Origin of the sequence: Streptomyces sp. NBC_01506 (genome assembly GCF_045040295.1) — a bacterium.
In the GTDB taxonomy this organism is placed as follows: Bacteria; Actinomycetota; Actinomycetes; order Streptomycetales; family Streptomycetaceae; genus Streptomyces.
This window is the reverse complement of record NZ_CP109422.1, coordinates 7,754,664-7,777,371: the sequence shown is the minus strand read 5'-3', so window position 1 is coordinate 7,777,371 and position 22,708 is coordinate 7,754,664. Positions and strand designations below refer to the sequence as shown.

At 68.8% G+C, this 22,708-nt stretch carries 22 protein-coding genes; 4 read left to right on the top strand and 18 right to left on the bottom strand.

What is annotated here, in order from left to right; all coding sequences use genetic code 11:
• The first annotated feature begins 168 nt into the window (after positions 1-168).
• From OG329_RS34890 to OG329_RS34880, 3 genes are all read left to right on the top strand, one after another.
• Entirely contained in the window at positions 169-1,074 is a 906-nt protein-coding gene (locus OG329_RS34890; RefSeq protein ID WP_405802184.1) for a 5'-3' exonuclease H3TH domain-containing protein, read from the top strand.
• Positions 1,075-1,189: 115 nt separating this feature from the next.
• A complete protein-coding gene (locus OG329_RS34885; protein ID WP_405800546.1) occupies positions 1,190-2,035 on the top strand; it encodes a siderophore-interacting protein in 846 nt (281 codons plus the stop codon).
• Positions 2,036-2,131: 96 nt separating this feature from the next.
• Positions 2,132-3,091, top strand: coding sequence for an ADP-ribosylglycohydrolase family protein (locus OG329_RS34880; protein ID WP_405800544.1), 960 nt, complete (start codon positions 2,132-2,134; stop codon positions 3,089-3,091).
• Positions 3,092-3,162: 71 nt separating this feature from the next.
• Here the strand turns inward: OG329_RS34880 and OG329_RS34875 are convergent, their stop codons facing one another.
• The 12 genes from OG329_RS34875 to OG329_RS34820 form a co-directional block, all read right to left on the bottom strand.
• Positions 3,163-5,991, bottom strand: coding sequence for a DEAD/DEAH box helicase (locus OG329_RS34875; RefSeq protein ID WP_405802183.1), 2,829 nt, complete (start codon positions 5,989-5,991; stop codon positions 3,163-3,165).
• Between the two features lie 68 nt (positions 5,992-6,059).
• Positions 6,060-6,956, bottom strand: coding sequence for a diacylglycerol kinase (locus OG329_RS34870; RefSeq protein WP_405802182.1), 897 nt, complete (start codon positions 6,954-6,956; stop codon positions 6,060-6,062).
• Positions 6,957-6,990: 34 nt separating this feature from the next.
• Positions 6,991-7,881 carry a twin-arginine translocase subunit TatC gene (gene tatC / locus OG329_RS34865; RefSeq protein ID WP_405800542.1) on the bottom strand — a complete coding sequence of 297 codons (891 nt, stop codon included), beginning with the start codon at positions 7,879-7,881 and terminating at the stop codon, positions 6,991-6,993.
• A 112-nt stretch (positions 7,882-7,993) separates the two neighbouring features.
• Positions 7,994-8,293 carry a Sec-independent protein translocase subunit TatA gene (tatA, locus tag OG329_RS34860; RefSeq protein WP_405800541.1) on the bottom strand — a complete coding sequence of 100 codons (300 nt, stop codon included), beginning with the start codon at positions 8,291-8,293 and terminating at the stop codon, positions 7,994-7,996.
• Between the two features lie 207 nt (positions 8,294-8,500).
• Positions 8,501-8,698 (bottom strand): hypothetical protein, encoded by a 198-nt coding sequence (locus OG329_RS34855; RefSeq protein ID WP_405800540.1) that lies wholly within the window; start codon positions 8,696-8,698, stop codon positions 8,501-8,503.
• 17 nt (positions 8,699-8,715) lie between these two features.
• Entirely contained in the window at positions 8,716-8,976 is a 261-nt protein-coding gene (locus OG329_RS34850; protein ID WP_405800538.1) for a hypothetical protein, read from the bottom strand.
• A gap of 14 nt (positions 8,977-8,990) precedes the next feature.
• On the bottom strand, positions 8,991-10,010 hold the full coding sequence (locus OG329_RS34845) for a helix-turn-helix transcriptional regulator (protein WP_405800537.1): 1,020 nt from the start codon (positions 10,008-10,010) through the stop codon (positions 8,991-8,993).
• Positions 10,011-10,027: 17 nt separating this feature from the next.
• Positions 10,028-10,984, bottom strand: coding sequence for a helix-turn-helix transcriptional regulator (locus OG329_RS34840; RefSeq protein ID WP_405800535.1), 957 nt, complete (start codon positions 10,982-10,984; stop codon positions 10,028-10,030).
• 175 nt (positions 10,985-11,159) lie between these two features.
• Positions 11,160-11,534 carry an FKBP-type peptidyl-prolyl cis-trans isomerase gene (locus tag OG329_RS34835; protein WP_405800534.1) on the bottom strand — a complete coding sequence of 125 codons (375 nt, stop codon included), beginning with the start codon at positions 11,532-11,534 and terminating at the stop codon, positions 11,160-11,162.
• Between the two features lie 43 nt (positions 11,535-11,577).
• Positions 11,578-12,513, bottom strand: a complete 936-nt coding sequence (locus tag OG329_RS34830) for an FKBP-type peptidyl-prolyl cis-trans isomerase (protein ID WP_405800533.1) — start codon at positions 12,511-12,513, stop codon at positions 11,578-11,580.
• Between the two features lie 126 nt (positions 12,514-12,639).
• Positions 12,640-14,001 carry a Pup--protein ligase gene (gene pafA / locus OG329_RS34825; RefSeq protein WP_078078166.1) on the bottom strand — a complete coding sequence of 454 codons (1,362 nt, stop codon included), beginning with the start codon at positions 13,999-14,001 and terminating at the stop codon, positions 12,640-12,642.
• Between the two features lie 9 nt (positions 14,002-14,010).
• On the bottom strand, positions 14,011-15,282 hold the full coding sequence (locus OG329_RS34820; RefSeq protein WP_405800531.1) for an MFS transporter: 1,272 nt from the start codon (positions 15,280-15,282) through the stop codon (positions 14,011-14,013).
• A 159-nt stretch (positions 15,283-15,441) separates the two neighbouring features.
• On the opposite strand from OG329_RS34820, the gene OG329_RS34815 reads away from it, so the two are divergent.
• On the top strand, positions 15,442-16,500 hold the full coding sequence (locus OG329_RS34815) for a LacI family DNA-binding transcriptional regulator (RefSeq protein WP_405800530.1): 1,059 nt from the start codon (positions 15,442-15,444) through the stop codon (positions 16,498-16,500).
• Between the two features lie 106 nt (positions 16,501-16,606).
• Here OG329_RS34815 and prcA read toward each other — a convergent pair whose 3' ends face one another.
• The 6 genes from prcA to arc all read right to left on the bottom strand — a co-directional run bounded on the left by prcA (position 16,607) and on the right by arc (position 22,707).
• Positions 16,607-17,380: a proteasome subunit alpha gene (prcA, locus tag OG329_RS34810; RefSeq protein WP_405800529.1), complete on the bottom strand. Its 774-nt coding sequence runs from the start codon at positions 17,378-17,380 to the stop codon at positions 16,607-16,609.
• A gap of 54 nt (positions 17,381-17,434) precedes the next feature.
• Positions 17,435-18,280, bottom strand: a complete 846-nt coding sequence (gene prcB / locus OG329_RS34805; protein ID WP_405800528.1) for a proteasome subunit beta — start codon at positions 18,278-18,280, stop codon at positions 17,435-17,437.
• Positions 18,232-18,837 (bottom strand): endonuclease VII domain-containing protein, encoded by a 606-nt coding sequence (locus OG329_RS34800; RefSeq protein WP_405800527.1) that lies wholly within the window; start codon positions 18,835-18,837, stop codon positions 18,232-18,234. Before OG329_RS34800 ends, prcB begins: the two co-directional genes overlap by 49 nt.
• A 3-nt stretch (positions 18,838-18,840) precedes the next feature.
• The gene (locus OG329_RS34795; RefSeq protein WP_405800526.1) at positions 18,841-19,059 is read right to left on the bottom strand and encodes a ubiquitin-like protein Pup; all 219 of its coding nucleotides are present in this window, start codon (positions 19,057-19,059) and stop codon (positions 18,841-18,843) included.
• A 133-nt stretch (positions 19,060-19,192) separates the two neighbouring features.
• Entirely contained in the window at positions 19,193-20,704 is a 1,512-nt protein-coding gene (gene dop / locus OG329_RS34790; protein ID WP_405800525.1) for a depupylase/deamidase Dop, read from the bottom strand.
• Positions 20,705-20,940: 236 nt separating this feature from the next.
• The gene (gene arc / locus OG329_RS34785; protein WP_405800523.1) at positions 20,941-22,707 is read right to left on the bottom strand and encodes a proteasome ATPase; all 1,767 of its coding nucleotides are present in this window, start codon (positions 22,705-22,707) and stop codon (positions 20,941-20,943) included.
• Position 22,708: the final 1 nt, after the last annotated feature.

Below are 22,708 nucleotides of genomic sequence, written 5' to 3'. Positions count from 1 at the left end.
CCTGCCCTCCCTTGCATGGCCCAAACGTCTATGTGGTCCACTCCACTCGGGCACTTCCTCGCAGGTCGGACGGGGCGCCGGCGGTTCCGGGCCGCCGGGCTCACGGCCGCCGGTGTCCGGCCGCTGTCAGTGGGATGCGGCATCATCAGGGATGTGACGCGACGCCTGATGCTCCTCGACACCGCCTCCCTCTACTTCCGCGCCTATTTCGGGGTCCCCGACTCGGTGCGCGCCCCTGACGGCACGCCCGTCAACGCGGTCCGGGGCCTGCTCGACTTCATCACCCGGCTCGTCCAGGACCACCACCCGGACGACCTCGTGGCCTGCTGGGACGCCGACTGGCGGCCCCGGTGGCGGGTGGATCTGATCCCGTCGTACAAGGCGCACCGCGTGGCGGTGGAGACGGCTCAGGGCCCGGACGAGGAGGAGACCCCGGACACCCTCGCACCGCAGGTGCCGATCATCGAGGCCGTGCTGGACGCGCTGGGGATCGCCCGCGTCGGCGTGGCGGGGTACGAGGCGGACGACGTGATCGGCACCCTCGCCGGCGCCGCTGCCGGCCCGGTGGACATCGTCACCGGCGACCGCGACCTGTATCAGTTGGTGGACGACGCCCGCGGGGTGCGGGTCTTGTATCCGCTCAAAGGCGTCGGATCGCTCCAGATGACGGACGAGGCGTGGCTGCGCGAGAAGTACGGGGTGACCGGCTCCGGGTATGTCGATCTGGCGCTGCTGCGGGGCGATCCGAGCGACGGGCTGCCCGGTGTGCCCGGGATCGGGGAGAAGACGGCGGCCAAGCTGCTGGACGCGTTCGGGGATCTGGCGGGGATCATGGCGGCGGTCGACGATCCGCGTTCGGGGCTGACACCCTCGCAGCGCAAGCGGCTGGACGAGGCCAGGGCCTATGTGGCCGTCGCCCCGACGGTGGTGCGGGTCGCCGGGGACGTACCCCTGCCGGAGTTCGACCCGGCGCTGCCCGCCGAACCGCTCGACCCGGAGACCCTGGACGCGCTGGCCGCGCGGTGGGGTCTGAACAACGCGCTGCACCGGCTGCTCACCACGCTGGGGAAGTGACGGGCCCGGGGCGACAAGAGGTGCGGCGGGCGGCGGGGTGTTAACTTAGGTAAACCTAAGCACCGCACGGCCGCCGAGCGGTGGTCGCGCACCGTACGAGTCAGGGGAGACCGCCGTGGCAGCAGAGCCGGCCCGTAAGTCACCGAAGGTCCATGAGGCGCGGGTGGTGCGCGGTCAGCGCATCACGCCGCACATGGTGCGCCTGGTCCTCGGCGGCGACGGACCCGCCGCGCTGGGAGCGGGCGAATTCACCGACCGCTACGTGAAGTTGCTGTTCGCCCCCGAGGGCGTCAGCTACCCCGAACCGTTCGACGTGGGCCGGATCCGCGAGGACTTCCCGCGCGAGCAGTGGCCCGCGACCCGTACGTACACGGTGCGTGAGTGGAATCAGACCGCCGGGGAGATCACGATCGACTTCGTGGTGCACGGCGACGAGGGCCTGGCGGGACCGTGGGCGGCTGCCGCGCGACCCGGCGACACGGTGCGATTCCTGGGCCCCGGCGGGTCGTACGCCCCCGACCCGGCCGCCGACTGGCATCTGTTCGTCGGTGACGCGAGCGCGCTGCCCGCGATCGCCGCGTCGGTCGAGCAGGCTCCCGAGGACGCCACGATCCACGCGTTCATCGAGGTGGAGGGCCCCGACGAGGAGCAGAAGATAGCCGCCCCCGCAGGGACGGACATCGTCTGGCTGCACCGAGGGACCCGCCCGGCCGGCGAGGCGCTGGTCGCCGCCGTACGGGCACTGGACTTCCCCACCGGCGACGTACACGCGTTCGTGCACGGTGAGGCGGGCTTCGTGAAGGAGCTGCGCCGCCATCTGCGGCACGACCGGAAGATCCCGCGCGAGCGCCTTTCGATCTCCGGCTACTGGCGGCTGGGCCAGAGCGACGAGGCGTGGCGGGCGGTCAAGCGCGAGTGGAACGAGCAGGTGGAGCGCGAGCAGGAGGACACGAACGCCTGACCCGTCGCGCCCCCTCCCCGTCGCCGGACGGCCCCCATCCCGCGTACGCCCCGCACCCGGCACTCGAGACCCGCGGTCGGTCCTTATGCTGGCCGGATGGCTCCCGTGGATCAGCCGGACGCCCCGGACGGAACAGCCCGACGCGATCGGGTGCGCGGAGCGGTCGTCGGCTCAGCCGTCGGTGACGCGCTCGGAGCGCCTTTCGAGTTCGGCCCGGCCGGTGGATTCGGCGCCCGCTTCCCGGACGGCGCGGGCGAGATGCACGGAGGCGGCGGCTGGGACCCGGGCGAGGCCACGGACGATACGCAGATGGCGGTGCTGATCGGCGAGTCGCTGCTGGAACGCGGCGGTCTCGACCTGCCCGACATCTTCGGCCGGTTCCGCCGCTGGGCCGCGGCCGACCCCAAGGACATCGGACTCCAGACCGAACAGGTCCTGATGAGCGGCGATCCGTGGGACCTCGCATCCGCCCTCCACTTCCGGCGCTCCGGACGGGCCGCCGGCAACGGCTCGTTGATGCGCGCGGCCACCCCCGCCGTGTACTTCGCCGCGGCGGGCCGCGAGGCCACCATGTCGGCCGCCCGCCGGATCGCGGCACTCACCCACGGCGACGCGGCGGCGTGGGAGGGCACAGCCGTGCTGCACGAGCTGATCCGGGTGGCACTGGAGGGCGGCGACCCGGTGGCCGCCGTCCCCGGCACGCTCAGGGACGTACGCGAGGAGCACCGTCCGCGCTGGGCCACCGTGCTCGACCCCGGATGGCACCCCGACGACGCGACGGAGTTCAACGGCGCGGTCTGGCCCTGCCTGGGCTCGGCCCTGTGGGCCCTGCGGACGACCGGCTCGTTCGAAGGCTCCCTGGCGGCGGCGATCGACCTGGGCGGCGACACGGACACGGTCGCGGCGGTCACCGGCGCGCTCGCGGGCGCCGTGTACGGCTTCGACGCGATCCCCCACCGCTGGACACAGCCGCTCCATGTGCCCCTGCCCGGGTACGGGGACCGGGTGCTGCGTACGCCCGAACTGGCCCGGCTCGCACAGTCGTTGACGGACTGACACCCGGGACCTGTCGTCGGAACGTCCGTCGTACGGCCCTCGGCCTCGACTGCGACCGTGAGCCCCCGTCGTCACCCCACCGAGCTGTACGCCACCACCCCGCGCAGCACCGCGTCGACGGCCTTGCGCGCGTTCTTCGCGACCGTGCTGTTCTCGCGGGGTGCCGCCGCGGCGATCTGACCCAGGACGTCGATCACCTGCTTGCACCAGCGCACGAAGTCACCCGCCGGCATCTCGGCGTCGCGCAGCACCTCGTCGAGGCCCTTGCCCGACGCCCACATGTGCACGGGCCAGGCGAAGCCGAGATCGGGCTCGCGCTGGCCGACCCCCTCCGCCTGATTGATCTTGAAGTCCTCCTCCAGCGCGTCGAGCCGGCCCCAGATACGGACCATCTCGCCGAGAGCCGCCTTGGCCGCGCCACTCGGCAGCCGGGGCGCCACCGCGTCGTCCGACTGGCGCGCCTCGAAGACCAACGCCGAGACGCACGCGGCCAGTTCGGCCGGGGAGAGCCCTTCCCACACGCCTTCGCGCAGACATTCGCTGGCGAGCAGGTCCAACTCGCCGTACAGCCGCGCGAGCCGCCGCCCGTTGCCCGTGACCTCGTCGCCACGCAGATAGTCCATCTCCGTAAGGAGGGCGACGATCCGGTCGAAGGTGCGGGCGATGGTGTTCGTACGGCCCTCGATCCGCCGCTCCAGTTGCCGCGTGTCCCGTTGCAGCCGGTGGTAGCGCTCGGCCCAGCGCGCGTGGTCCTCGCGCTCGTCGCAGCCGTGGCACGGGTGCGCGCGCAGCGCCGCGCGCAACTGGGCGATCTCACGGTCGTCGGCGGCCGGCGCGCGCCCCTTGCGGTGCCGCTCCGGTACGACATGACCGGCCTTCGTGCGCAGCGCGGACGCCAGGTCGCGGCGCGACTGCGGCGAGCGCTGGTTGAAGCTCTTGGGGATCCGCATCCGGTCCAGCGCCTCGACCGGCACGGGGAAGTCCATCGACGCGAGCCGCTTGACCTGCCGCTCGGCGGTCAGGACCAGCGGCCTGGGGCCGTCGTGATACTCCACGCCCCGGTGTACGTTGGCCCGCCCGGCCGGCAGTCCGGGGTCGAGCACGAGGGCGAGACCGGCGAACTTGCCGGTCGGGACGTGGATGACATCGCCGGGCTTGAGCTTCTCCAGCGAGGACGCGGCGGCGGCCCGCCGCTGCACGGCTCCCTGCTTGGCCAGCTCCGTCTCGCGGTCCTTGAGGTCGCGGCGCAGCCGCGCGTACTCCTCGAAGTCCCCCAAGTGGCAGGTCATGCCCGCCCGGTAGCCCTCCATCCCCTCTTCGTTCTTCTGGACCTGCCGGGAGATCCCGACGACCGACTTGTCCGCCTGGAACTGCGCGAACGAGGTCTCCAGCAGCTCGCGCGAGCGGTGGCTGCCGAACTGCTGCACCAGATTGACGGCCATGTTGTACGACGGCCGGAAGCTGGAGCGCAGCGGATACGTGCGCGTGCCCGCGAGGCCGGCGAGCGCACCCGGGTCCATGCCGCGCTGCCACAGGACCACCGCGTGGCCCTCGACGTCGATGCCACGCCGGCCGGCCCGGCCGGTCAACTGCGTGTACTCACCTGGGGTGATGTCCGCGTGCTGCTCGCCGTTCCACTTGACGAGCTTCTCCAGGACGACCGACCTGGCGGGCATGTTGATGCCGAGCGCCAGGGTCTCCGTGGCGAACACGGCCTTGACCAGGCCCCGTACGAACAGCTCCTCGACGACTTCCTTGAACGTGGGCAGCATGCCGGCATGGTGGGCGGCGATGCCACGCTCCAGGCCCTCCAGCCACTCGTAGTACCCCAGCACATGCAGGTCCTCGGTGGGGATGGACGCCGTGCGCGCCTCCACGATCTCGCGGACCCTGGCCCGTCGCGCGTCGTCGTTGAGCCGCAGCCCCGCGTACATGCACTGCTGTACGGCGGCCTCGCAGCCGGCCCTGCTGAAGATGAAGGTGATCGCGGGCAGCAGATCCTCGGCGTCCAGCCGCTGGATGACCTCGGGCCGGCTCGGCGTCCAGATCCGGCCGCGCTGTCGGCGCTCGCGCTCCCGGTCGGCCTCGCGGACCATCTTGCCGCGGCGGCGGTCCCGCGGGTTGTACGTCTTCTGATTCTCCATCCGGGCCAGCCGCACGAGGTCGGGGTTGACCTCGCGGCGCGCCCCGCCACGGCCTCCGTGGTCGGTGCCCTCCTCGAAGAGGTCGTACATCCGGCGGCCCGCGAAGACGTGCTGCCACAGCGGCACGGGGCGGTGCTCGGAGACGATCACCTCGGTGCTGCCACGGACGGTGTCCAGCCAGTCACCGAACTCCTCGGCGTTGGAGACCGTCGCCGACAGGGACACCAGGGTCACGGACTCGGGGAGGTGGATGATCACCTCTTCCCAGACGGCGCCCCGGAAGCGGTCGGACAGGTAGTGCACCTCGTCCATCACGACATAGCCGAGCCCCGTCAGCGACTGCGAGCCCGCATAGAGCATGTTGCGCAGGACCTCGGTGGTCATGACGACCACCGGGGCGTCGGAATTGACGCTGTTGTCGCCGGTGAGCAGGCCCACCTTGTCGGCGCCGTAGCGTTTCGCCAGATCCGCGTACTTCTGGTTGGACAGCGCCTTGATGGGTGTGGTGTAGAAGCATTTACGGCCTTCGGCGAGCGCCAGGTGCACCGCGAACTCACCGACGATCGTCTTGCCGGAGCCGGTGGGCGCCGCGACCAGGACGCCCTTGCCCGACTCCAGCGCCTGGCACGCCTCGATCTGGAACGGGTCGAGGCCGAACTCGTACATCTCGCGGAACGGCGCGAGTGCGGTGGCCTGCTCGGCTGCGCGGATCCGAGCTGCTGCGTAACGCTCGGCCGGTGTGAGGTCCTCTGTCATCTTGCTCACGAGCCTACCCGTCCCCTCTGACAGTCAGCCGATCTTTATCGGCGAGCTGGCGGGCCCCGTCAGGGGCCGGCGGTCAGGACCCGTACGGCCCCGGCGACACACTCCGCGGTCAGGGGCAGCGGCCCGAGCCGCTCCCCGTCGGCGTATCCGGTCAGACCGGGGGCGGCCAGGGTGATCTTCGAGGTGCGGTACACGGTGACCTTGGGATGGCTGAGGTGCGTGCCCCGGTAGACGCGCGGAAAGACCTTCAGCAGCGTGGCACGGCTACAGTCCCCGACGACCGTCACATCGAAAAGCCCGTCGTCCATGACGGCGTCCGCGCAGATCCGCATCCCGCCTCCGTAGGAGGGGCCGTTGCCGACGGCGATCAGGGTCGCCTGGATCTGCCGTTCGATGCCGTCGTCCAGGGTGACGCGGTAGGCGATGGGCTTGAAGGCGGCCAGTTCGGCCACCATCGCCAGGTCGTACTTGAGGCGGCCGCTCGGCCGGCGCATGCGGTTGCCGCGGTCGTTGACGCGTGAGTCGAACCCGGAGGCGAGGACGGTCCCGAACCACCGGCCCGCGACCCGCCCCAGGTCCAGCTCCCGGATCCCGTCGTTCTTGAGCGCGTCGGCCGCGATCCGGCCGGCCGCCTCGGGGTCGCGGACCGGCAGGCCCAGCGCCCGGCCGAAGTCGTTGCCGGTGCCGACCGCGACGACGCCGAGCGGGGTGCCGGTACCGGCCACGGCCTGGAGAGCGAGGGAGACCAGACCGTCCCCGCCGACGGCGATCAGCGCACCCGTTCCCGCCGCGACGGCCTCCCGTGCGCGCCGCAGCGCGTCACCGGCGTCGGAACCGAGCACCGTACGGACGGAGTACCCCGCGTCCCGCAGGGCACGGGCGGCCGGCTGCGCGGCACGCGCGCCCCTGCCGCGCCCCGCGGTGGGATTGACGAACAGGCTGATCTCACTGGTCACAGTCACGGTCGGGGCTCGGTCCGATCGATCCGGATCAGGTGATGTCGTCGTAGCCGTTCACACGGCTCGCACGGCTGCTGTCCGCCTGCTCGGGCAGGCCGGGCACCGCGGAGACCGGTTCGACACTTCCGACGCTCTCCGGGGCGAGGTCCAGATCGGATGCCTCGTCGTCGTCCAACTCCGCGTCCGGGTTCTTGCGGCGCTTACGCCGGTCGTTGATGAGCGAGAAGCCGACCGCGCCGAAGTAGAGGATGACGATGGGTCCGGCCAGCGCGAGCATGCCCACGGGGTCGGTCGTGGGAGTGATCACCGCGCCGAAGACGAAGACACCCATGACGACGCCCCGCCACCATCCGACCATCCTGCGGCCGGTGACGACGCCGGTCAGGTTGAGCATCACCAGAACCAGCGGCAACTCGAAGGCGACCCCGAAGACCAGCACCATGCGGGTGGTGAAGTCCAGGACCTCGTCCAGCGAGAGAAGGTTGCCGGAGCCCTCCGGCGTGAGGCTGATCAGCACCTTCATGCTGATCGGCAGAATGATGTAGGCGAGGTACGCACCGGCCGTGAACAGCGGCACGGCGGTCGCGACGAACGCGTAGGTGTACTTCTTCTCGTTCTTGTGCAGGCCCGGGGCGATGAACGCCCACAACTGGTAGAGCCACACGGGGCTGGCCACGATGATGCCGGTCGTGAGGCTGATCCGGATCGTCGTGGTGAACGGCGAGGTGAGGGTGTTGAACACGACGTCCGCGCAGTTGCCGCCGTCGCTGACCTCGTCCTTCCCGCACTTGGGTACGGAATCGCCGAGGAAGGACATGATCTGCTCGCTGTAGAACACGGCCACGATCGTCACCACGACGATCGCGAGCAGGCCCTTCGACAGGCGGTTGCGCAGCTCACGAAGATGCTCCACGAGCGGCATGCGCCCCTCGGGATCCTTCTCTTGTGTGCGGGCAGACTTGGGCAACCCACGTCCTCATCTCGTGCGGCAGGCCGTCACCGTGCCCGGTGCGTGCATCGGCCCAGGGGTCGGATCAGCGCTTGGTCGAGTCGGTCGGCTCCGCGACGGGGCGCGAGCTGGTGACATCGCCGGGTGCGGCCTGGATGGTCCGGGGCGCGGGCTGGTCCGGGTCCGCGGAGGCGGTGGCGGTCGGCGGGTCCGTCGGAGCCGTGCCGCTCTTGTTCTCGTCGGACTTCATCGCCTTCGCCTCGCTCTTGAGGATGCGCGCCGACTTGCCGAGTGAACGGGCCATGTCGGGGAGCTTCTTGGCGCCGAAGAGCAGGATGATGACGACGAGAATAAGGATGATCTCGGTGGGGCCGAGCCTACCCATAGCGATTACCTTCTTCACCGAGGCGACAGGGAGTCTGTGACGACGACCGGACACCTGTCCGAGCGCCGTGCTGGGAGCGATCGTAACCCGCAGGGGTAAACGCAGGGCAATGCCTGTGCATACTCCCCGCGACGGCCCCCGCCTCCAGTCCGAGACCGCTTCGTCAGCCTACCGCCCGAACTGGCGATAAAGGGAGGGTGCATTCATTTATCGGATGGCGTCACCGGTCTTCGCGAGATGGGTGGCCGCCACCTCCAGCTCCTCCGCCGCCCGGTTGATCCGCCGCGTCGTGGAGGCGACTTGCTGGCCGAGGCGCTGGGCCTCGACGAAGACACGGATCGCGAGGACGCCGAGCACGGCGATCCCGCAGAAGCCGAGGACGACGGCGAGCATGGGCCAGAACATGCGAGGAGCCTTTTCCGCTAGCTGGTGGAATGCAGGCGCAGCGTCCGAACGCCGCCCCGGGTGAGCAGTTCGACGATGCGCTCACCTGCGGGTTTACGCACCGCCGCGTCACACTCGGGGCAGATGAACGAGTAGAAGGTCGTACGGCGGCTGGCGCCGATCGCGAGCCGCAGCGCACCGGCCGAGAGCTCGAAGCGGGCCTTGCACTCGGGGCAGGCGGCCTGGAAGAGAACCGGCACCGTGGACGTCGGCGCGGAGCAACCACTCATCACGGACATAACCCCCAAATCCCCTAGTGTCGTTGATTCGCGTCATCGGAGCCCGAGCCGGCCTCGGCGCCCGAGCCCGCAGCGAGCCCGGGGCCGGAGCCGTACGCCGCCAGCGCCTCACGAGCGGCCCTCCGCGCGCTCTCCGCCAGATCTTGAGGGGACGCGATCCGTCCGTCCCTGCCCAGCCGCAGCGCGAGCCGCCGAAGAGAAGCCGGCGCCGGCGTACGCAGCGTGATCCGCAGCCCCCCGTCGGCCAACTCCTCCGCGCTGTCGTGCGGGTAGTACTCGGCCACCCAGCGCCCGCCGGGCCCGACCTCGACCACCACCTCGGGATCGTCCGCCGACGGCTGCACCAGCCCCTCCGACAGATCACGCAGCTCCAGCTCCGGCGGCGCGGCCGGCTCGTCCAGCAACTTGATCTCGGCGACCCGGTCCAGCCGGAACGTACGCCGCGCCTCGGAGAGCCGGCACCAGGCCTCCATATACGTATGCCCCACCGCGAACAGCCTGATCGGATCGACCTCGCGCTCGGTCAGCTCGTCGCGCGCCGGCGAGTAGTAGCGCAGCCACAGCCGGCGCCGCTCCGAGATGGCCCGGTCCACATCGGCGAAGACACCGCCCTCGGACTCGAACGTCACCGACAGCCGGGAACTGGCACCCGCCGCCTCCCCCGCCGCGGCCTCCAGCTTCGCGGTGGCACGCAACAGCGCCTGCCGGTCGCTCTCCCGCAGCCCCGGCAGCGTGGCGACCGCGCGCGCGGCCACCAGCAGCGCCGTCGCCTCGTCCGCGGCCAGCCGCAGCGGCTCGGCGACATCGTCCGGGTTGTGCCACCAGATCCGGTCACCGTCGGTGTCGATGTCGAGAAGGTCACCACCGCGGAAACTCGTCCCGCACATGGGCAGGACATCGAGATCCGAGATCAACTCGTCCTCGGTGATGCCAAAAGCACGGGCGACATCACTGACGTGCGCGCCGGGGCGCTCGCGCAGATACGTCACCAGCGAGAGCATCCGACGGGTCTGGTCGATGGCGTTGGCTGCCATATGTGTACGCGTTCCCCTCAGACCTTGGCCACGGCGCGCAGCCGGTCCACGACATCGGCCCGCAGATCCGCGGGCTCCAGCACGACCACGTCGGGGCCGAACTCCACCAGCCAGGCGTCCAGACCATGACCGTACGGGATCTCCAACTCGTCCCAGCCGTCGCCCAGTTCCCTCGACGACACCGCCCTGGCACGCAGCGGGTAACCACAGTCCGAGCGCAGCCGGATCAGCGCCGAGCGCGTCGCCGTCTCACCGGCCCAGCTCTCGACCGTCTCGCGCACCGTGACCACATCGGGGACCGGGGCGGTGAAACCACCCGTCCTGGAACGGACCTTGCCGGTGATCCGCGAGAGCCGGAAGACCCGCTCGGCCCGGCGCTCGCGGTCCCAGCCGGCCAGATACCAGTGACCGCGCCAGCACTCCAGGGTCCAGGGCTCCACCTGACGCTGCTCCGGCTTGGCGGCGTTGGCCTTGCGGTAGTCGAAGACGACGGGCCGCCGGTCCCGGCAGGCGAGCATCAGCGGCTCGAACGCGGCCTCGTGGACCGGGATACGCGGTTCCAGGGCGCTGTGATGCGCCTCGTACGAATCCTCCGCCTCCGGCATCCCCGCGGCCCGCAGCTTCTGCAGCGCCCCACTGGCGGCGCCCGCGAGACGGGCCTGCTGCCAGACCTTCGCGGCGAGCCCCAGCGCGGCGGCCTCCTCGGCGTCCAGAGTGATGGCCGGAAGCCGGTTGCTGTCACGGCGGGCCAGATAACCGGTCTCGCCGTCCAGATTCTCCACCGTCTCGATGACCAGACCGAGTTCGCGCAGATCGTCCTTGTCCCGCTCGAACATCCGGTTGAAGCTGTCCTCGGAGCCGGCTTCCAGATACGCCTCGATGGACTCGCGCAACTCGCGCTTGCTGAGCGGGCGCCGGGTGCCGAGCAGGCACAGCGCGAGATTCATCAACCGCTCGGCCTTGGCAATGGCCATCGACGCCCTACACCTCATCTGATAGTGCCGGATCCGCGCGTCGACCGTACCGCCCGGAAGTCCCGCGGTAAAAGCCGAGGGCCCACGCCGCACAGCATGGGCCCTCGGGGTGTCCGTAACCGATCGGACGGCGACGTCCATCAGTACGCCGCTTCGTACGTCGATCAGACAGCGATCAGACAGCGACCAGATCGCAGACGAAGATCAGCGTCTCGCCGGGAGCGATCGCGCCGCCACCCGCGCCACGCTCGCCGTAGGCGAGGTGCGAGGGAATCGTCAACTGCCGGCGACCGCCGACCTTCATGCCCTGGACACCCTGGTCCCAGCCGGAGATGACCTTTCCTGCACCGAGCTCGAACTGCAGCGGCGTACCTCGGTTCCAGGAGGCGTCGAATTCCTCACCGGTGGAGAAGGCCACGCCCACGTAGTGGACGGAGACGGTGTCACCCGCCTTCGCCACGGCGCCCTCGCCCTCCCAGATGTCCTTGATCTCCAGGTCGGCCGGCGGCTCGCCACCCGGGAAGTCGATCTCGGGCTTGTCGATGCTCACTGAACTGCTCCTCTAAATGATGAACGGGGCAACCGGGACAGTCTTACACCTTCGCCAGGATGTCCACGGCGAACACCAGAGTGGAGTTCTTCGGGATGCCCTCCTGCTCCTTGTCACCGAACGCGTCGGCCGGCGGGATCACGACCAGCACACGGCTGCCGACCTTCTTGCCGACGACACCGTCCTTCAGCCCCTTGAGGGTGAGCTGCGGCAGCGGGAACGTCACCGTCTTGCCGTTCGCGTACGTGCTGTCGAACGTCTTGGCGTCCTTCCACAGCAGCGCCTCGTAATTCAGCACGACCGTGTCGGTGTCCTTGACGACCTCGCCCTTGCTCTCCAGCACATAGTTGGAGACGAGCTTGTTCGGCGGATCCGTCTTCGGGATCGTGACCTTGGGCGCCTTGCCGTCGGCGTTGACCCCGACCTTCGGCAGATCGGCGTTGCCCTGCGCGACCTCGGTGCCCTTCGCGGTCGTCGGGACCTCGGTCGCCTTCAGAATGTCGACCACGAACACCAGCGTGGCGTTGGGCTTGATGTCGCCCTGGCCCTGCGCGCCGTAACCGAGGTCCGGCGGGATGACCAGCTCGACACGGCTGCCGACCTTCTGGCCCTCCAGGCCCTTGTCCCAGCCCTGGATGACCATGCCGGCGCCGAGCGTCAGATCGAAAGGCGTCTTGCGGTCGAAGCTGTTGTCGAAGGGCTTGGTCGAATCCCACGACTGGCCCAGGTAGTTGACCTGGATCGCGTCGCCCTTCTTGAGCTTCGCGCCGTCACCCTCACTGATGACATCGGTCTGAAGCTCCTTCGACGGAGTTCCCTCACCCTTCCCGAGGGTCGGCTTCTCACCGAACTTGGCACCCGCTGTGATCTCGGGAAAACCGTTCTTGGACGAGGTGGAGTCGGAGCCTCCGTCGTCACCGCACGCCGCCAGCGACAGCAGCAGTAGGGGGATGACGACGAGGCCGGCAAGTCGGCGCACGAATTTCCTCAGATCTCAGACGGAAGGTTTAGGTCCTCGACACTCTAAGGCGTGCCAAGGGCCCCGCACGAGAAACGTACGGGGCCCGAGTGGCGTTCCGGTCGGCCGCGGGCAGTGATCGAACTGTCACATACCGGCGATCAGCTTTTCGACCCGGTCGTCCACCGAGCGGAACGGGTCCTTGCACAGCACGGTGCGCTGCGCCTGGTCGTTGAGCTTGAGATGGACCCAGTCGACGGTGAAGTCCCGCCGCTGCTCCTGGGCCCGGCGAATGAAGTCCCCGCGCAGCCGCGCCCGGGTCGTCTGCGGGGGCACCGACTTGCCCTCGAAGATCTTCATGTCGTTGCAGATCCGGGCCGCCTGACCGCGCTTCTCCAGCAGGTAGTACAGCCCCCGGCGGCGGTGGATGTCGTGGTAGGCGAGGTCTATCTGGGCGACCCGCGGATGGGACATGGTCATGTTGTGCTTCGCCCGGTAGCGCTCGATGAGCTTGTACTTCATGACCCAGTCGATCTCCGTACCGATCCGGTCCAGATCCTCGGCCTCGATCGCGTCGAGCGTACGGCCCCAGAGCTCCAGCACCTGCTCCACGGTGCCGGTGCGGATGCCCCGGCGGTCGACGAAGTCCACGGCCTTCTCGTAATACTCCCGCTGGACCTCGATCGCGGACGCCTCACGCCCGCTGGCCAGACGCACCTTGCGCTGACCGGTGATGTCATGGCTGACCTCACGGATCGCCCGGATCGGGTTCTCCAGGGTGAGATCGCGCATGACCGTGCCCGCCTCGATCATGCGCAGCACGAGATCCGTGGCACCGACCTTGAGGAGCATCGTGGTCTCGGACATGTTCGAGTCGCCGACGATGACATGCAGCCGGCGGTAGCGCTCCGCGTCGGCGTGCGGTTCGTCACGGGTGTTGATGATCGGACGCGAACGGGTGGTGGCGGAGCTGACACCCTCCCAGATGTGCTCGGCGCGCTGACTGACGCAGTAGACCGCGCCACGCGGAGTCTGCAGCACCTTGCCGGCACCGCAGAGCAACTGCCGGGTGACGAGGAACGGGATGAGGATGTCAGCGAGCCGGGAGAATTCCCCATGGCGGGCGACGAGATAATTCTCGTGGCAGCCGTAGGAGTTTCCCGCCGAATCGGTGTTGTTCTTGAACAGATAGACGTCGCCCGCGATTCCCTCCTCGTGCAGGCGGCGTTCGGCGTCGACGAGCAGGCCCTCCAGAATGCGCTCGCCCGCCTTGTCGTGCGTGACCAGCTCGGTCACGTTGTCGCATTCGGGTGTCGCGTATTCCGGATGCGATCCCACGTCGAGGTAGAGGCGGGCGCCGTTCCGCAGGAAGACGTTGCTGCTGCGGCCCCATGACACAACACGGCGGAAGAGGTAGCGCGCCACTTCGTCAGGTGACAGCCGGCGCTGTCCCCTGAAGGTGCACGTGACGCCGTACTCGTTCTCCAGCCCGAAAATGCGGCGGTCCATGTCTGAACATTACGCCTGATGGCCTGAGCTGAAACCGTGTTGGGCCGCACCGTTGCGATCATTTTCGTATCCGGCTTCCCCGTCGGCACCGCTCACGGCGCCGTCGGGCTCCACCTCGAGCACCTTCTGGGTGGCCAGCAGAACCAGCAGCGCGGCGACACCGCCCGCCCCCGCGACGGCGAAGCTCGCCGACGTCCCGGCGAGTTCGACGGCCGGGCCGGCCACCGCCGTACCGAACGCGGTGCCGACACCGAAGGTGGTGACGAGCCAGGAGAACGCCTCCGTGACGGTGCCGCGCGGGGCGTGCCGGTCGACGACGATGAACGCGCAGGCCAGCGCGGGCGCCAGAAAGACACCCGCGAGGGCCGCGAGCGCCGTCATCGCCACCACACCGGGGGTGATCATCAGCGGCAGATAACAGACGGCGAGCAGCGCGGTGATCCCCAGCAGCCTGCGTTCGGGGGTGCCCGTCCACTGCCTCGCCCCGTACACCAGGCCGCCGAGCAGCGCCCCTAGGCCCAGGGCGGCCATCAGCCAGCCGTAGACGGACTCGCTGCCCTGGTCGTCGCCGTACGCGACACCGGCGACCGTGATGGAACCCAGCGCCAGACCGATGAAGAGGAAGGCCGCGAGGAGCGCGAGGAGCCCGGGTGAACGCAGCGCGCCCAGCCAGTGCGCCTCGCGGGGCGCCGAGCGCCAGGCGCGCGAGGGTTTCGACAGCACGACCGTCAGCGCGCCGAGCACGCCTATGGCGTTGATGACCAGCAGGGCCGCGGCCGGGGACCACAGGGCGACGAGGAGGGTGACGAACAGCGGGCCCGCCGTGAACATCACCTCCTGCGCCACGGCGTCCATGGCGTACGCCCGGTGCACCCGGTCCTCCCGGCCCAGCACACTGGGCCACAGGGCCCGCAGACCGCCTTCGAGCGGCGGGGTGAAGAAGCCGGCGACGGCGACCGCCGCGTAGGCCAGGACCAGCGGATCGATCCCGGTCACGGCCAGGAGCACCATGCCGAGGGCCGAGACGAGCGCGGCGGGAAGCTGCACACGCGGCTGACCGACCAGGTCCACGGCCCGGCCGAGCAGCGGCTGGCCGATCGCGGTGGAGAGCCCGTAGACGGCCGTCAGGGCGCCCGCGAGGGTGTAACTGCCGCCCGCGTCACGGGTGAACAGGACGATGGCGATATGGCCGGTGGCGCTCGGCAGCCGCCCGACGAGCGTGCCGGTGAGCAGTCGTGCGGCGTGCGGTGCCTTGAGAATGTCCCCATAGCCTGCGGCCATGACTCCCCTTCTCTCCCCCGGTTCACCCGGCACAGTCAAGTTTTACGTATAACTTCCGGGGTCATACGTACCATGTCACCAGCCCACGGGTCCACCCACCCACCGGGACGAGCAAAGCGGCGCCCCACCCGCGGGCAGTCACCACGGAGGACGACACCCATGGCAGAGCCGCCCGCCACGGACCGGCACGCCCCCGGCACGGCCGCCCGCCCCACGAGGCCGACCAGCAGGGACGTCGCACGCGCCGCCGGGGTGTCGCAGGCCACCGTGTCCCTCGTCCTCGGCGACAAATGGCCCGGCCGCGTCTCCGAACGCACCGCCGGAATCGTCCGGGACACCGCCCGCGAACTCGGCTACCGACCCAACCTCGCCGCCCGCAACCTGCGCCTCGGCCGGACCAGGACCGTACTGCTGGTCGTGCCGTCGCTCACCCACGAGTTCTTCGCCGGCGTCTACACCGGCGCCGCGTCCGTCGCCGCCGAACACAGCGTCGGCGTGGTCCTCTACCCGTCACCCGACGGCGTCAGCCCCGCCAAGGACCCGTTCGCGTCGGCACGGGCGGCACTGGACGGAGTGATCGCCTCCTCCATCGCCACCGAGGCACTGGCCGCCATCCGCGGCACCGACCTGCCGCTGGTGATGCTCGACAGCGACCCCGCCGACACCGGCGCCGCCGCACACGTGAACCTCGACATCGCCGACGCCATGCGGCAGGTCACCGGCCATCTGCTCGCGCTCGGCCACCGCCGCATCACCCACCTCGCCTCCGCCGTGACCTCCTGGACCTTCACCGTCCGCGCCCAGACTCTCGCCGAGGCGGTACGAGACGTGCCCGAGGCGGTCGTACGCACCGTGCCCGCACCCCTGGAGATTCATGCCGCGCGCGAGGCCGCACAGCGGGCACTCAGCGGCCCCGGTCCCCGGCCCACCGCCCTGATCTGCGACAGCGACGTCCTCGCGGCGGGCGCCGTCAAGGCCGTACGCAAACTCGGCCTGCGAGTGCCGGACGACGTCTCCGTCACCGGCTTCGACGACCTGGCCCTCGCCACCGCGGTGGAACCCGAACTGACCACCGTACGACTGCCCGCCGAGCGCGTCGGCGAGCACGGCATGTCGGCACTGCTGGCCATCCTCGACGGACGCCGGCCCGAGAACACCGTCCTGCCCGTCTCCCTGGTGATCCGCGGCTCCACCGCACCCCCGCCGCCGCCTGCCTGAGCCGCCCCACATACCCCGGACCGCCGGTCCGCCCCCAGTCAGCCCCCGGACACACCGGTGCCCCGGACCGCACACGCGAACCGGGGCACCGAAGCGAACGCGCCACTCACTCCTCGGCGTCGCCCGACTCCTCGGTCTCCTCGATGTCCGAGGGAGCATCCGTCGGCGTGGACGCCGCACCGTCCGCCTCCAGCAGCCGGGCGAGCTGACGGCCCACCACACGCTTGAACTTGCGCTCCTGCGGCCTGGTGCGGTCCAGAACCGCCACCTCCAACCGCTCCGCGGGAATCTCCCGCTCACCGCCGTTGGTGTCCCGCGACAGAGCCTGCACAGCCAGCTTCAACGCCTCGGCGAGCGACATCCCGTCACGGTGCTGCTGATCAAGAAACGTACTGATCTGCTCCGAATTACCGCCCACGGCCACCGAACCGTGCTCATCCACGATCGACCCGTCGTGCGGCAGCCGGTAGATCTGGTCACCGTCCGCCGTCGGACCCACCTCGGCGACGACCAACTCCACCTCGTACGGCTTCTCACCGGCACTGGAGAAGATCGTGCCCAGCGTCTGCGCGTACACATTCGCGAGCCCACGGGCCGTCACATCGTCACGGTCATAGGTATATCCACGCAGATCCGCGTAGCGCACACCGCCGATGCGCAGATTCTCGTACTCGTTGTACTTGCCGGCGGCGGCGAACCCGATCCGGTCGTAGATCTCGCTGAACTTGTGCAGCGCGCGGGACGGATTCTCACCGACGAAGACGATGCCGTCGGCATACTGCAGCACAACCAGGCTGCGACCGCGGGCGATGCCCTTGCGGGCGTACTCCGCCCGGTCGGCCATGGCCTGCTGGGGTGAGACATAGAACGGCGTCGACACCGGCTATCCGTCCCTTCCTGTCAGTGACGTGTTTTTGTTCAGCAGAGGCCGGAGTCAGAGCAGTTCGGCGCGCGGGCCGTCGGGCTGCTCCATCCGGCGCTCGATGATCGAGCGGGCGATCCGCGAGGACTCCTCGTCGGAGACCCTGCGGAAGCCCTCGTCGCTCATGATGGTGACGATGGGATAGATCTTGCGCGCCATGTCCGGACCGGCCGTGGCCGAATCGTCGTCAGCCGCGTCGTAGAGCGCCTGGACAACCAGGGTGACGGCCTGCTCCTCCGTCAGACCCTCACGGAAAAGCTTCTTCATCGCGCCACGCGCGAAGATCGAGCCCGACCCGGTGGACGCGTACCCGTACTCCTCGGAACGGCCGCCCGTCACGTCGTACGAGAAGATACGGCCCGTCTCCCGGTCGACGTCCCAGCCGGCGAAAAGCGGGACGACAGCCAGACCCTGCATGGCCATGGAGAGATTGCCACGGATCATGGTGGAGAGCCGGTTGGCCTTGCCCTCGAACGAGAGCTGCGCGCCTTCGACCTTCTCGAAGTGCTCCAGCTCCAACTGAAAGAGCTTGACCATCTCCACGGCGAGACCCGCCGTACCCGCGATGCCCACGGCCGAGTACTCGTCGGCCGGGAAGACCTTCTCCATGTCGCGCAGCGAGATCATGTTGCCCATGGTCCCGCGCCGGTCACCGGCGAGGATGACCCCACCCGCGAACGTCACAGCGACGATCGTCGTCCCGTGCGGCGCCTCGAACGCACCCTGCACGGGCGGCAGCACCCGATTGCCGGGCAGGATCTCGGGCGAGTGGGCCGACAGGAAGTCCATGAACGAGGCCGACCCGGGCGTCAGGAAGGCAGCCGGTAGACGCCCGGTGCCACGAGTGTTGGCTTCCACGCGTTTCCTTCCAGATATGCGGTGGCACGGCGCAGGGTGTCGGGATCGTCCCCCAACTTGCCAATGGCCGAATTGCAGTTGAAGCACAGTACGCCCCGGACCCTACCCGTCTCATGGCAGTGATCCACGTGCGCGGCGGGGGCGGACAGGCAGATGACACAGATACCCATCTGCGACGAGATCATCTCGTCACGCTGGGCGATGGTGAGGCCGTACTGTCGCTTGAGGTGTCCCGCGCGACCTTGGACCGCCCGACATGACTTGCACCGCGTGGACAATCCGTCCGAGGCGCTGGAATTCCGATGCCACTCGCTGTGAGGTTTGACGACGCCACAGACCCGGCACAGCTTGTGACCGGCCGCCACCTCGACCTTTTGACGAACGACCTTGCCCTCGGCTTCCCGGCGGCGCCGGTGGCGCATGGCACCGTACTCCGCCACACACTGCCGACACCGCGTCTGGAGGCCGTCTCGCCTATTTCTGTCCGCCGCGAAGGAGCTGAGCGGCAGAACGCGACGACAGGCCGCGCACTGCTTCCCTTCGGACGAATCGCCCATTGTTCACTCTCCGCCTTTTTGAACGAAACTCCGCACGAAATCCTCGGCATTTTCCTCGAGTACGTCGTCGATTTCGTCCAGCACGGAGTCCACGTCGTCCGACAGTTTTTCCTGGCGTTCCTTGAGGTCCTCGGACTGCTGTACGTCCTCGGTCTGCTCCTCCACGTCCTCGGTGGAACGCGTTGCCTTCTGCTGCCCGCCGTCGGTGTCCTTGGTCGCCATATCCCTCACCCCGCTCGGTTGCCCCGCTCGATGTGACCTTCAAGATCCGACCCTACAAGCAGGGTCCGACATCGGCCCCGCAGTTGCTACAACGTCCGGGCGCCACCTCCATGATTCCCGGACCGGGACCATTTCAGCCGCCCGAGAGCACCCGGACCAGGTCTTCGGCCGTGCGGCACCGGTCCAGGAGCGCTTTCACGTGGTTACGGGTGCCCCGGAGAGGTTCCAGGGTCGGTACCCGCTGGAGGGAGTCCCTGCCCGGCAGGTCGAAGATGACCGAGTCCCAGGAGGCCGCGGCGACGTCGTCCGCGTACTGCTCCAGACAGCGGCCCCGGAAGTACGCGCGTGTGTCCTCAGGTGGCTTCGTCTCGGCCCGTTCGACGTCCGGTTCGTCCAGGAGCCTGCTCATCTTGCCGCGGGCCACCAGACGGTTGTACAGGCCCTTCTCGGGGCGTACGTCCGAGTACTGGAGATCGACCAGGTGCAGCCGTGCCGCGTCCCACTCCAGGTTGTCGCGGCGGCGGTAGCCCTCCAGGATCTCTTTCTTGGTGACCCAGTCCAGTTCGCCCGACAGGCTCATCGGGTCGTTCTCCAGGCGGTTGAGCGTGTCTTCCCAGCGGCCCAGGACGTCGCGGGTCTGCTCGTCCGCGTCGGCGCCGTAGCGCTCCTCGACATATTTGCGCGCGAGTTCGAAATACTCCATCTGGAGCTGCACAGCGGTGAGTGTCCGGCCGCTGCGGAGAGTGATCAGACGGGCCAGGGTCGGATCGTGCGAGACCTGGTGGAGCGTGCGCACGGGCTGGTCCACGGCCAGGTCGACATTGATGAACCCGTCCTCGATCATGGACAGGACCAGGGATGTCGTCCCCAGTTTGAGATAGGTGGAGATCTCCGAGAGATTCGCGTCGCCGATGATCACATGGAGTCGGCGGTATTTCTCGGCGTCCGAGTGCGGTTCGTCCCTGGTGTTGATGATGGGCCGTTTGAGGGTGGTCTCCAGCCCTACCTCGACCTCGAAGTAGTCGGCTCGCTGGCTGATCTGGAAGCCGTGCTCGTGGCCGTCCTGGCCGATGCCCACCCGGCCGGCGCCGGTGACGACCTGCCGTGAGACGAAGAACGGCGTCAGATGCCGCACGATGTCCGAGAACGGGGTCTCCCGCTGCATCAGGTAGTTCTCGTGCGTGCCGTACGAGGCGCCCTTGTTGTCGGTGTTGTTCTTGTACAGGAGGATCGGCTGGGCTCCGGGGAGCTGTCCGGCGCGTTCGGCGGCCTCGGCCATGATGCGTTCGCCGGCCTTGTCCCACAGGACGGCGTCACGCGGGTTGGTGATCTCCGGAGAGCTGTATTCCGGGTGCGCGTGGTCGACGTAGAGGCGTGCGCCGTTGGTGAGGATCACATTGGCGAGCCCGATGTCCTCGTCGGTGAGCTGGCTGGACTCGGCGGCCTCGCGGGCGAGGTCGAAGCCTCGTGCGTCCCGCAGCGGGTTCTCCTCCTCGAAGTCCCAGCGGGCGCGGCGCGCCCTGTGCATCGCCGCCGCGTAGGCGTTGACGATCTGGGACGAGGTGAGCATGGCATTGGCGTTCGGTTGGCCGGGGACGGAGATGCCGTACTCCGTCTCGATGCCCATTACTCGCCGTACGGTCATGCGGCCCTCCTTGCCCGGCGGCGCTCCCCTTCGGGAGCGGCGCTCAAGTACCGCTGTCTCTCCGGTGCGTGTGCGGTGCCCGTCCCCGCACTGCGCGACGTGGCGGTACCGATGAGCCTAGAACGGCTCCGCACTGGTGGGGAGATCGTTTCCGTCATTGCCCTGGTGTCGTGAAAGGTACGGGGAAAACAGCCGGCTGCGGATGCCCGTCCGGACATCCGCAGCCGGTCTGTGTCTTACAGGTACTGTCCGGTGTTCGCGACGGTGTCGATGGAGCGTCCGGTGTCCGCGCCTTGTTTTCCGGTGACCAGGGTGCGGATGAAGACGATCCGCTCGCCCTTCTTGCCGGAGATGCGGGCCCAGTCGTCCGGGTTGGTGGTGTTGGGCAGGTCCTCGTTCTCCTTGAACTCGTCCACGCATGCCTGGAGGAGATGGGCGACGCGGAGTCCTCGCTGGTTCTCGTCGAGGAAGTCCTTGATGGCCATCTTCTTGGCCCGGTCGACGATGTTCTGGATCATCGCGCCGGAGTTGAAGTCCTTGAAGTAGAGGACTTCCTTGTCGCCGTTGGCGTAGGTGACCTCGAGGAAGCGATTCTCCTCGGATTCGGTGTACATGCGCTCGACGACGGACTGGATCATGGCCTGGACCGTGGACTCGGGGGAGCCCTTGTGCTCGGACAGGTCTTCCTCGTGCAGGGGCAGCGAGGACCGCAGGTACTTGGCGAAGATGTCCTTCGCCGCTTCCGCGTCCGGGCGCTCGATCTTGATCTTCACGTCGAGGCGGCCGGGGCGCAGGATCGCGGGGTCGATCATGTCCTCGCGGTTGGAGGCGCCGATGACGATGACGTTCTCCAGGCCCTCCACACCGTCGATCTCGGCGAGGAGCTGCGGGACGATGGTGTTTTCCACGTCCGAGCTGACTCCGGAGCCGCGGGTGCGGAAGAGGGATTCCATCTCGTCGAAGAAGACGATGACGGGGGTGCCCTCGCTGGCCTTCTCACGGGCGCGCTGGAAGACCAGGCGGATGTGCCGCTCGGTCTCGCCGACGTACTTGTTGAGAAGTTCGGGGCCCTTGATGTTGAGGAAGTAGCTCTTTCCCGCGGGGCGGCCGCTGACTTCGGCGACCTTCTTGGCGAGGGAGTTGGCCACGGCCTTGGCGATGAGTGTCTTGCCGCAGCCGGGCGGGCCGTAGAGCAGGATGCCCTTCGGCGGGCGCAGTTCGTGCTCTTTGAAGAGGTCCGGGTGGAGGTAGGGAAGTTCGACGGCGTCGCGGATCATCTCGATCTGGCCGCCGAGTCCGCCGATCTTGCTGTAGTCGACGTCCGGTACTTCTTCGAGGACGAGTTCTTCGACCTCGCTCTTGGGGACGACTTCGTAGACGTAGCCGGAGCGTGGTTCGAGCAGGAGGGCGTCGCCGGCGCGGATGTTGATGTCGAGCAGCGGCTCGGCGAGCCGTACCACCCGTTCCTCGTCGGTGTGCCCCACGACCAGGGCACGCTCGCCGTCCTCGAGGATTTCCTTGAGGGTGACGATGTCCCCGGCCCGCTCGAATTCCATGGCCTCGACCACGTTGAGGGCCTCGTTGAGCATGACTTCCTGGCCGCGTCGGAGCTGTTCGAGCTCGACGCCGGGGCTGACGTTCACCCGGAGCTTGCGGCCCCCGGTGAAGATGTCGGCCGTGCCGTCCTCGTTCGCGTGCAGGAAGACGCCGAAGCCGGCCGGTGGCTGTGCGAGCCGGTCGACTTCTTCCTTGAGGGCCACGATCTGGTCGCGGGCCTCACGCAGCGTGTTGGCGAGCCGCTCGTTCTGCGCGGACACTCCTGCCAGGTTTGTCTGCAGTTCGACGATCCGCTCTTCGAGAATCCTCGTATGACGCGGAGAGTCGGCGAGCTTACGTCGCAGGACGGCGATTTCCTGCTCGAGATAGGCAACCTGGCCGGCTGGGTCTTCTGACCCCCGCCCGGGCCGGATGCCGCGGTTGATGTCGTCGTCGTGGGCTGCCACG